General features: G+C 61.3%; 10 protein-coding genes. 7 read left to right on the forward strand and 3 right to left on the reverse strand.

What is annotated here, in order from left to right; all coding sequences use genetic code 11:
* On the reverse strand, window positions 1-289 hold a 289-nt coding region (locus tag ACFFAR_RS13755; protein ID WP_375508011.1), incomplete at its 3' end, for a LysR family transcriptional regulator.
* 104 nt (window positions 290-393) lie between these two features.
* On the opposite strand from ACFFAR_RS13755, the gene ACFFAR_RS13760 reads away from it, so the two are divergent.
* The 5 genes from ACFFAR_RS13760 (at window position 394) to ACFFAR_RS13780 (ending at window position 6,410) form a co-directional block, all read left to right on the forward strand.
* Window positions 394-1,266, forward strand: coding sequence for an HpcH/HpaI aldolase/citrate lyase family protein (locus ACFFAR_RS13760; protein ID WP_375508014.1), 873 nt, complete (start codon window positions 394-396; stop codon window positions 1,264-1,266).
* Window positions 1,267-1,303: 37 nt separating this feature from the next.
* Window positions 1,304-2,521, forward strand: a complete 1,218-nt coding sequence (locus tag ACFFAR_RS13765) for a CaiB/BaiF CoA-transferase family protein (RefSeq protein ID WP_075357754.1) — start codon at window positions 1,304-1,306, stop codon at window positions 2,519-2,521.
* Between the two features lie 64 nt (window positions 2,522-2,585).
* Window positions 2,586-3,479, forward strand: a complete 894-nt coding sequence (locus ACFFAR_RS13770) for an amidohydrolase family protein (protein WP_174364811.1) — start codon at window positions 2,586-2,588, stop codon at window positions 3,477-3,479.
* Window positions 3,480-3,538: 59 nt separating this feature from the next.
* Window positions 3,539-4,903 (forward strand): short-chain fatty acid transporter, encoded by a 1,365-nt coding sequence (locus ACFFAR_RS13775; protein ID WP_375508012.1) that lies wholly within the window; start codon window positions 3,539-3,541, stop codon window positions 4,901-4,903.
* 46 nt (window positions 4,904-4,949) lie between these two features.
* Window positions 4,950-6,410, forward strand: coding sequence for an MmgE/PrpD family protein (locus tag ACFFAR_RS13780; protein ID WP_174364094.1), 1,461 nt, complete (start codon window positions 4,950-4,952; stop codon window positions 6,408-6,410).
* Window positions 6,411-6,621: 211 nt separating this feature from the next.
* Here ACFFAR_RS13780 and ACFFAR_RS13785 read toward each other — a convergent pair whose 3' ends face one another.
* The gene (locus tag ACFFAR_RS13785; RefSeq protein ID WP_174364093.1) at window positions 6,622-7,578 is read right to left on the reverse strand and encodes a hypothetical protein; all 957 of its coding nucleotides are present in this window, start codon (window positions 7,576-7,578) and stop codon (window positions 6,622-6,624) included.
* Between the two features lie 224 nt (window positions 7,579-7,802).
* Window positions 7,803-8,744 carry a glycosyltransferase family 9 protein gene (locus tag ACFFAR_RS13790; protein WP_231941335.1) on the reverse strand — a complete coding sequence of 314 codons (942 nt, stop codon included), beginning with the start codon at window positions 8,742-8,744 and terminating at the stop codon, window positions 7,803-7,805.
* A 304-nt stretch (window positions 8,745-9,048) separates the two neighbouring features.
* Here ACFFAR_RS13790 and ACFFAR_RS13795 point away from each other — a divergent pair, with 304 nt between their 5' ends.
* Both ACFFAR_RS13795 and ACFFAR_RS13800 read left to right on the forward strand, forming a co-directional pair.
* Window positions 9,049-9,516 carry an Atu1372/SO_1960 family protein gene (locus ACFFAR_RS13795; RefSeq protein WP_174364091.1) on the forward strand — a complete coding sequence of 156 codons (468 nt, stop codon included), beginning with the start codon at window positions 9,049-9,051 and terminating at the stop codon, window positions 9,514-9,516.
* 158 nt (window positions 9,517-9,674) lie between these two features.
* Window positions 9,675-10,735: MFS transporter (locus ACFFAR_RS13800; protein ID WP_375508013.1), on the forward strand; the 1,061-nt coding region annotated here is incomplete at its 3' end.

Raw genomic sequence — 10,735 nt, forward strand, 5'->3', positions numbered from 1 at the left:
TAATCGTGCCGATCCGCAGTTCGCCCGCCGCGTCGTCTTCGAGCGCGAACGCCTTCAACTCCGAAAAGTCGTGCACCAGGCTGCGCGCGCGCTGGATCACGCGATAGCCGGCTTCCGTAGGCATGACCGTGCGCCCCGAGCGAACCAGTAGTTCGGCCCCGAATGCGCGTTCCAGCGACTGGACCTGCTGGGCCACCGCAGCCGGTGTTATCCCGATCCGGCGCGCTGCTTCCGCGATAGAACCACTGTCGGCAACCAATAAGAAATTCGCGAGAAAAGCGATGTCCATAAAGATAGATTCTGCATCTTTTGAAGATAGGTTCGGATAGTTTATCTAAATTCATTCAGGACTTAGACTGGATCGTGATAATTCAAATAGATCAGAGCGGAGACATGAGAAGCAAACTGTTTGTGCCAGCCTCGCGACCCGAGTTGTTCAGCAAGGCTTTAGCCAGCGCCGCCGATGCAGTTTCATTCGACCTCGAAGACGCGGTTGCGCCCGAACGCAAGCCGCAAGCACGGGCTGCACTGAGCGAACTGCTACGCTCCGATCTCATCGCTGCCGCCAATAAGGTACTGATAGTGCGTGTAAACGCGCTCGACACCCCTTATTTCAATGCGGACATCGATGCCATCGCACAGCGCGGCCTTGATCTGATCAATCTGCCAAAAGCGGAGTCGGTCGACGACGTGCGCGCTGCCGCCGATGTGCTCGAGCGCGCCGAAGGGGCCAACGGCGTAACCACACCGATCAGGCTGCTGCTTAACATTGAAACACCCAAAGGATTACGCCACGCCGCCCAGCTTGCCGCTGCGCACCCGCGCGTCGCGGGCTTGCAACTCGGCTTGGGCGATCTGTTCGAGCCGCTCGGTATTGCGCGTCGCGAAGCAGTTGCCATTCAGCAGGCCATGTTCGGCTTGCGCATTGCGGCCGGCGAAGCGAATGTGTTCGCCTACGATTCCGCGTTCGCCGACATCAAGGACCAGGAGGGTTTCCGTGCCGAAGCACAACTCGCCCGGTCGATGGGTTTTCTCGGCAAGAGCTGCATCCATCCAAGCCAGATTGCGCTCGCCAACGAAATCTTCCGTCCTTCCGACGAGGAGATCGCCCATGCGTTGCGCGTCCTCGACGCGGCACGCGACGCCGAAGCACGCGGCGTCGGTGCGTACGTGGTGGATGGAAAGATGATCGATCCGCCGTTCTTCGAACGCGCGCGCGCACTGGTCCGTGATGCTGAACGCCTTGGCCTGCTGAATGATCACTGAATCCGCCACGTCGAACCGGGAACCGATGGAGCCACACATGGAACATTCGCCTCACGCAGCCACGACCGGCACGACAGGCCCGCTATCGGGAATTCGCGTGCTCGACTTGAGCGCTTACATTGCAGGTCCGTACGGATGCACACTGCTCGCGGACCAGGGCGCCGATGTCGTCAAGATCGAACCGCCTGCTGGCGACAATCTGCGCAAATATCCGTCCACCCTCGAAGCCGAAAGTCGCGCCTTCCTGGGTGTGAACCGTGGCAAGCGCGGTCTGGTCCTTGACCTGAAGCAAGCAGAGGCACTCAACGTGCTGATGCAACTCGTCAAAACCGCCGATGTGCTGGTGCACAACTTCCGCCCCAACGTGCCGCCGCGTCTCGGCATTGCATTCGAACAGCTTCGCCAGATCAATCCGCGGCTGATCTATTGCGCAGTCACCGGCTATGGCGAGACCGGCCCGAAGAAGGACAAGGCCGGCTATGACCAGGTCCTGCAAACGATGAGCGGAATGTGTGCACTGCAAGGCCCGAGCGAAGGGCCGCCGGAAATCCTCTACGGCTCGGTGGTTGACTACTACGCTGCGGCGCTCGTCGCGGCGGGCGTGTCTTCCGCGCTTTTCGAGCGCGAGCGTACCGGCGAGGGGCAGTACGTTGGTGTATCGCTGCTGCGCAGCGCGCTCACGATGCAATCAGCGCGGATGATCTGGGCCGACAGCGAACCGAAAGACGTTGGCCGCGATATGCGTTCGGGCGGCATCACAGGCATCCATCCGACTCGCGAAGGCTACCTGTATATCTCGGCGAACACGCCACACTTCTGGCAGGCACTGTGTGAGAAAACCGGGCTCAGCGCACTTGCAGAAAACGAACGCTACGACTCGGTGCGCAAGCGCGCGATGCATCGTGATGAAATCGTACCGAAATTGCACCAGGCGCTGACAGCGCGTAGCGCACTGGAATGGGAAGCGCTGTTCGGCGACGCGGTGCCGTGCTCGGCCGCGCGCACCATCGAAGACATGTTCGACGATCCGCAGGTGCTTGCGGAGGACATGGTGGCCACCTACGACTATCCCGGCGTCGGACGTTACCGCGGCTTTCAGCATCCGATCCGTTTCGGCGATAAAGCAGGAGACGCGACAGCGCATACGCCGCAAGCCGCTCCTGCATTCGGCCAGCATTCGGATGCGGTGCTGCGCGACGCAGGTCTGAGCGATGACGAAATCGCGGCGCTGCGTGCGAAACGCGCGGTGCTGTAGGGAGAGAGTGCAGCGCGGTGTCAGTGACAGGGCGGCACGCCCGACATATAAAACGGAGACGATGATGAACTCGCAGTCGCGTAAAGATAACGCGCAACCCGCCGGGCGCCGAGCCCCTGCAGGCGCGTGCGATTCGCACATGCACGTGTACGACCGCCGCTTCCTCGCGGATGGCGCAAGCCAGGCAAACTTCCCGGATCGCGCGAGCGCTGCGGATTATCTCGAGGTACAGCGGCAGACCGGCACGGCCCGCACCGTAGTCGTAACGCCGCGCAATTATGGCTCCGACAACCGCGTCACGCTGGATGCAATCCAGGCGCTTGGCCGCGAACGAACGCGCGGTGTCGGCGTGCTGACGCCTCAAGTGACGGACGCACAACTCGAACAACTTCACAATGGCGGCGTTCGGGGTATCCGTTTCACGCTTTACACCCCGGCCAATGCCGCCGTCCGCTTCGATATGGTCGAGCCACTCGCGCAACGCGTCGCGGAACTCGGCTGGCACGTGCAACTGCACTGGACCGCTGCGCAGATCGTCGAGCACCGGGCGATGCTTGCACGCCTGCCATCCGCAATCGTGTTCGATCATCTCGCGCGTCTGCCATTACCCGACGGTGCTTCACATCCCGCGTTCAATATCGTGCGTGATCTGGCCGAATCGGGTCGCGTCTGGGTCAAGCTCTCCGGACCGTATCTCGACTCTCGCGTGGGGCTCGCCGATGACTATGCCGATACTGCACCGGTCGCACGTGCATGGATTGGCGCGCTGCCCGATCGCGTCGTCTGGGGCAGCGACTGGCCGCACGTGACAGAGTCACACAAGCCCGATGACACGCGGCTGCTCGATCTGCTCGATACATGGACCGAGGATACTGCGGTCAGCGACCGCATCCTGGTGGACAACGCAGCCGCGCTGTATGACTTTCCGAATCAAGAGGATCCGGTATCAAAATCCTGAGTCTTCCATTTCCCAGCGCCCAAAGAACGCGCGACCTACAAAAAATCAAGAGATAAACGATGAAACCTGCTGCCGCAACACCCATCGAGCGCAAGACGCGTTTCACCGAAGCGACGGTCAGGCTCTTCGAACGGATCATCCCCGACCCGTTTGTCCTCGCGATCCTGATTACCGCCGCGGTCGCGGTATTGTCGGCGGCATTCGGGCCGCGTGCGTCGGCCTCGCACCTGATCGGGGGTTGGTACAAGGGCTTCTTCGACATCCTGACGTTCGCGTTCCAGATCACGCTGGTGCTCGTGACAGGACACGCGTTTGCGCACGCGCCGCTTGTTCAGCGCATGTTCAAGGCGCTGGTCTCGGTCGCGCGCACGCCGGTCCAGGCGGCGGCGCTTACGTTTTTGCTCGTCGCGGTCGCATCGTTCTGCAACTGGGGCCTGGGGCTCGTCATCAGCGCATTGCTGGCGCGCGAAGTCGCGAAGCGCATGCGTGTCGACTTTGCATGGATCGTTGCGGCGGGTTTTTCGGGCTGGGTCGTTTGGGCAACGGGCATGTCAGGCTCGATCGCGCTCGCGCAGTCCACGGCCGGCAGTTCGATGAACGTCGTGCAGAAGCTGACCGGACAAGTGCTGCCATTGAGCAGCACCGTGTTCACGCGCTTCAACCTCGTGCCGACGATCATCATGCTGGTCGCAATGCCATTTGTGTTTGCGTGGCTCAAGCCATCCGCCGAGGATTCGGTGGTGCTCGACATGACGAAGCATCCTGACGCGCCGAAGCGGGAACGACCGGCCGGCCCGCTCAGCTTCGCGCGCTGGATCGAATATTCCTGGATCGGCAGCGCATTCGTCGGTGTGGCGGGCATCGCGTTTTTCGTGTTGGCGCGCATCGAGAACCTGCCGTTTTCAGGCGTGAACGGCGTGATCTTCGTCATGTTCATAGGCGGCGTGATCCTGCATGGATATCCGCTCGCATACGCCGATGCCGTGAAGAACGCTGCAAAGCAGACCGGCTCCATGATGCTCCAGTACCCGCTGTACGGCGGGATCATGGGAATGATGGACGCGACCGGATTGCCCGACGTGATTTCGCATTTCTTCATCGCGATTTCGAATGCACACACGCTTCCGTTCTGGAGCTATGTGTGCTCGTTGATCGTCACGTTCTTCATTCCAAGCGGCGGCGGTCACTGGGCTGTGCAAGGACCGTTCGTCGTGCCTGCAGCCATCGCGCTGCATGCGTCGGTGCCGGCAACAACAATGGCCGTCGCCATGGGCGAACAAGTGTCGAACATGTTACAGCCATTCTGGGCTGCGCCGGTGGTCGCGATGGCCGGCATCGGCGTGCAGCGTGTGCTCGGCTATACCGCGGTGACGTTTGTGGTGGGCGCACTGGTGTACGGCGCTGCGTTACTGCTGCTGGTGTAGTGCAACACCGCACTGTGCGGTCATAACAAATAACAGGAGACGATGCATGCATCGCCGTCATTTCATCAAATCGCTTGGCGCGCTTGCGGTCAGCGGCACCGCGCTGCAATCGTCGTTTGCCGCTGGTGCGCCGGCCGCCACCTCGATTGCAGAGCAGCTCGCTGCTTACACGGCAGCACTGCGCTACGAGGACCTCGATGAACAGACCATCGAAGCTGTCAGGACACACCTCGCCGACGCGCTCGGATGCGGCGTTGCGGCGCTAGGCGAAGGGCCGGTGACAATCGCGCGCAAGGTCGCCCTCGCCGGTGCGGGCGATGCAGCGGGGTCGACTGTACTCGGCACGTCGCGTCGCGCCTCGCCGGATCTTGCGACCTTCGCCAACGGAGCCGCGATTCGCTACTACGACCTGAACGATGTCTATGCGGGCAAGGAGATCGGCCATCCGAGCGACAACGTGTCGGCCTGTCTCGCTCAGGCAGAGGCGGAACACGCAAATGGACGCGACCTGATCCTCGCGATCGTCATAGCGTACGAAATCGATTGCCGCTTGATGGACGCGGCATCGCTCAGCTCGCGCGGCTGGGACCATCCGATCTACAGCCTGCCCGCCGCGGCGCTCGGGGCAGGCAAGCTGATGAAGCTTTCGGCAGCGCAGCTCGCGCAGGCAGTCAGCCTTGCAATCAACGGCCATCTCGCGCTGAACCAGACGCGGGTGCAGACCATGTCGAACTGGAAGGGACTCGCCGATGCCGACGCCGCGCGCAACGGCGTATTCTCTGCCGCACTGGCGCGGGAAGGCCTGACTGGACCTGCTCCCATCTTCGAGGGCGATGCCGGATTCTTCAAGCAGGTGTCCGGGCCGTTCACCATCGACACGAGTACTTTTGGCGGCAAGGGCCGCCCTTTTCGCATCAACGATTGCTCGGTCAAGTTCTACCCGTCACAGGCGCTCACGCAGACAGCCATTGCGGCAGGCATAGACGTGGCGAAGCAGGTCGGGAATCTGTCGCGTGTGACGAATGTCGAGATCCGGACCTCCCATGAAGGTTACTTCTCAGCGGGTATGGACCCTCAAAAATGGACGCCCGACACCAGCGAGACCGCCGATCACAGTCTCCCGTACGTGACTGCAAGAGCCATGTTCGATGGCGACATCAGCCACGCGAGCTTTAGCGACAAAGCGCTGCACGATCCGGCTATCCGCGCGTTCATGCAGAAGATCAAGGTCGTGGAAGATCCGGTTTTGACGAAGCTGTACCCGAAGTACTACGCGACAATCGTGACAGCGACTTGCGACGATGGACGCACTTTCACGCGACGCGTCGATGATATTCCCGGCTTCGCCACGCGACCGATGCAGCGGCACGACTTTGAATTGAAGTTCCGCAAAAACGTGGCATCGCGAATTGGCGACGCGCGCACTCAAGAGGCACTGCAAATGTTCTGGACCCTTGAGAAGCAGGAGAATATCTCGCAATTGTTCACGCCGTTTGCGGTGCTTTAAATTCATGAACGACCTTCAGGCGCGCGACACTGGCGCGACCTGGCCGCAACAGCATGCGCCGAAAGACAGCATTGGTTTGGGCGTCGCTCCCTCGTACCGGACGCATGGTTGAGCAGAACCGGCGGCACGACGAGGAAGGCCGACGACGCAATTCAGACGCTCGCGGTCACCAAACTCGCCTGAAGAGACTCCAAGCCTTCCGTGATGTCCGTCAAGGCTTCGAGTAGATGTCGCTGATGTTGGCGAACGACTGGGTTTCGCGGCGGAAGGTGAGCCGCTCGGTAGCACGTCTGCGTGCAATCAATCTCGCCGTGTCCGCGCGCCGGCTCGCAGTCACGCTGACACCCGCTGCAGGCGCGATGATCGCGGGTTCGCCGGCAGGCGTACCGGTTTGTGCCACCGCGCGCAGCAGCATGTCGCGCGCTTCCGAATCCGAGACGTCGCTGGCCAAAGCATCGCCCGCGGCTCGAAGCACGCACGGTGTATCGCCGGCTTTTTCGCATGCGCGTGCAAGACCCATCGCCGCATCCCGCGCAAGTTCGCGCTGGATCAACTCGTTCGTGATCTGACGGACGTCGCCGCGTTTGCTTTCACTGGCTGGCAGCATCGAAAGGCGCGTGCGGGCGTCGCGCAATTCGCCACGCACCATGGAGAGCCTGGCGGCATCGACGGTGCCTGCCAGGTCGAGCGACGCGGTCTTGGTGCTGAAAGGCGCGTCGATAAGCCGATCGGGCGCAAGGTGCGGAATGCTGTCCTGCGCGACAGCTTCTGTCAGTTCCGAGTCGCCACGCCCGGGAGTCGGGCCGAAGGCAAGGTACAAACCGCCGGCCAGCAGCGCGACGAGGGCCGCGCCAATCCCCGCGCGCCTGAGTGCACGGCCGGACCCGCTTCCCGTCGCGACCGGTGCGCCTTCGTCATACAGTTCAGGCTCTTCGACGCTTGGGTAGGCCGAGTCCATCGAGGCGCGCTTTTGCGCGAAGCGGTCAGGGAGGGTGGCTTCATCGGCGGCGCTCAGGACGGCTGTTCCTGCGGCGGCCGTGCCGGACAAATGCGGCTCGATCATGGCGCCGCTTGCGGACACGCCGTTGCAGCGCGTGCAGGCGGTATCGGACGAGGGCAGCGGATTACCGCACGTCAGGCAGTAGTCGGAAGGGTCTGTGTTGGGCACGGTCGGGTCGCATCAGAAGACAAAAGCAAATCGCTCGAAACAGATATTAACGGTTTGCGGCGGACGGCGAACGTTCGCCTGAAGCAGGATCAATGCCGAGTGTGCTCAGGCGCACACACCGCTCGCAGGCGGGCGTCCCGTCGGAAGGGCCACGCAAGGACCGGCAGCCTCATGTAGGAATCGACCGGACTTTTGAAATTTCGTCGCGTCGATCGTAAGACAAATCATCGAAGCGTCTCGACCTCCAGTTGCGCGACGCTCGCCCGCGACTCGTGCCTTTCCACCTCCTCCACACGATGCACCCCAAGCGTCTGCCGGCGCACGATCCTGTCGAATCCAGCGAGCACGCGGGCGCAGGTCAGCGTATGACGCCACCATTTGTTCTTCAGGAATGCGCTCGGCACCCATTGCCACGGCAGCACCACTTCGACATTACCCCAGGCCGGCCGCCATTTTTCCGACACATTCCTGCGCCGGAACACACTCACAGATGGAATGCCGAGATTCGACGCAAGATGCCCGATGCCGGAATCGTTGCCGATAAACCAGCCTGACTCATACACGTAGCCCGCGAGCTCGCTCAGGTCGTGGATCCTGGGCGCGGCGATACCTTGCTGGCGCAGGTCCCGCCAGCGTTCCCGTTCGTGGGGCGCCAGGATGAACACGACTTCCAGACCGCGTGCTTTCAGTTGCGATGCGACTTTCATGAATCGGGCCGGCAACCAGCGCTTGTCGCCGGTGCTGGCTTCCGGATGGATGATGACGCGGTTTGCATGGCGCCTGTGCACGAGCCCCTTGAGCGCTGTCATGCCGTTGTGCGATGTCGCGCCGCTGATGCCGAGCTCGTCGCGGCAGTAATGCATGAATCGCTCGGCCATGGAGCCTTGCCTGTTTCCATACTCCACGTCGTGCAGCGTAATCACGCGATCATGCATGTCGGTGAGCGTTGGCAGCGGCTGCTCGGGCTGCATCTGGAATACGGCTTCGAACTGGGCGAACGTTTCCTTGATCTTGCTGACGTGCGGCAGCGGCAAGATCCGCGCATCCGGAAACCACGCGCGCAGTGCATGCGCCGGCGCGCCGAACACCGTTACGTCGATGCCATTCCTGATCAGGTTCTGCACGATCACCATGCAGACGAGCGAATCGCCGATCGCGTTCGACATGGAGAATGCCACGCGCCGATAGGGCAGAAGGCCACGTAACGGCGTTAAAGCCATCGGGTTTCGCTTGTAAGAGTGTTCACGCTGCCTGAATGCCTGGATGCATGGTTGAGCTGAGAGGGCGGTTCGATTGCACGCATTGAACGCGTTTTGATCCCGGCCGGACCAACATGATAAGCGCCATTGAGAAATTGCTCACGGGTGAGCGCCGGACCAATGCCAAAAGCCGGCAAATCAACCAATATTGTTCGATGAAAATGGCGACTTTCGCGAGCCCTTCCACGGTTGAACCTTTCACTACCAATACATGACCATCTACCAGCGACTCAAGGATCTGAATCTGGCATTACCCGCCGCGCCCAAACCTGCGGCTTCGTATGTGACCGTCGTCGAGGCGTCGAACCTGATCTTCGTTTCAGGGCAAGGGCCGCTGGTCGGGCCGCGGCCGGTTTATACGGGACGCATCGGCGAAACGCTTACGCAGGAGGATGGCTACAAAGCGGCGCGTTTATCCGCGATGAACGCGCTTGCCGCGCTTGATGCCGAGATCGGACTGGATCGCGTGATGCGGATCGTAAAGCTCACGGGCTGGGTCAGCAGCGCCCCCGACTTTTATTTTCAGCATCTCGTAATCGATGGCGCGTCAGATCTGCTGATCGAGGTCTTTGGCGAGACCGGCTTGCATACCCGCTGCGCGCTGGGCGTGCATGTCCTTCCGTTCAACATACCGGTCGAGATCGAACTGGTGGCCGCGCTGAAAACCGGGGCCGGTTAGCGGTAAAGGATAGGTGTTGCAGGCTTTCGGGTTGTAAGACGTATATCGGTGAACACCCTTAAGCGCGCAGCCATCTGTGCAAACGAACGCGCTTAACAGGTAGCATGTGACGGCTAGCTGACAAAAAAATTACCTGGCATACAGGAGGAGACAAAAGCATGCGCAAGATGCGTTGGATGGTTGTATTTCTTTGCTTCCTTGCTATCGCGATCAACTACATCGATCGTGCAAATCTGGCGGTCGCAGCGCCGCAGATAGAGAAGGCCCTCAATATTGGTCCCGCGCAAATGGGGCTCGTGCTGAGCGGGTTTTTCTGGACCTACGCTTTCATGCAGATGCCGTTCGGCTGGTTCGTCGACAAGATCGGCGGACGTATTGCATTGCCGCTCGCGGTGGGATGGTGGTCCGTATTCACCGCACTGACCGCGGCGGCCACGAGCGTAGCGGGCATGTTCGGCTGCCGGCTGATGCTCGGCGTAGGCGAGGCGGGCGCTTATCCGGCGTGCGTGAAACTCGTCGCGCAATGGTTCAAGCCCGCGCAGCGCGCGTTTGCAACCAGCATCTTCGATAGCGGTTCGCGTGTCGGCGCGGCGCTCTCCATTCCGGTGGTGGCGCTGGTCATCAGCAGCTTCGGCTGGGAAGCGTCGTTCATCGCAACAGGCGCGCTTGGAATCGTGTGGGTCCTGGGCTGGTTCGTCCTCTATCGCAATCCCTCGCGCGGTGACCTGACAGGCGAGGAAGGCGCGGAACCCGTGGTTCAACCGAAAGCAACGGGCAAGAAGATCACCTGGTTGTCGCTCTTCAGGCACCGGACGCTGTGGGGCATGATGCTCGGCTTCTTCTGCCTGAACTTCGTGATCTACTTCTTCATCACATGGTTCCCGAGTTATCTCGTGCAGACGCGCGGTTTTTCGCTCAAGTCGCTCGGCACGCTCGGCATGATTCCCGCGCTCATTTCAATACCCGGCGGCTGGCTGGGCGGCATCGTTTCGGATGCGCTCTATAAGCGCGGCTGGAGCCTGACGAAGTCGCGTAAGACCTGCATGGTCGGCGGCATGCTGCTTTCGTCGATCATCACGCTGTCGGCGTTCACCACCAGCATCTATGTGATGCTGGCATCGTTTGGAATCGCGTATGGCAGCCTCGCGTTCGCGGCTGCCAGCATCTGGTCGCTTCCCGGCGATGTGGCGCCGACCCCGGATTACGTGGCATCGATCAG

The organism is uncultured Caballeronia sp., assembly GCF_964243625.1.
Classification (GTDB): domain Bacteria; phylum Pseudomonadota; class Gammaproteobacteria; order Burkholderiales; family Burkholderiaceae; genus Caballeronia.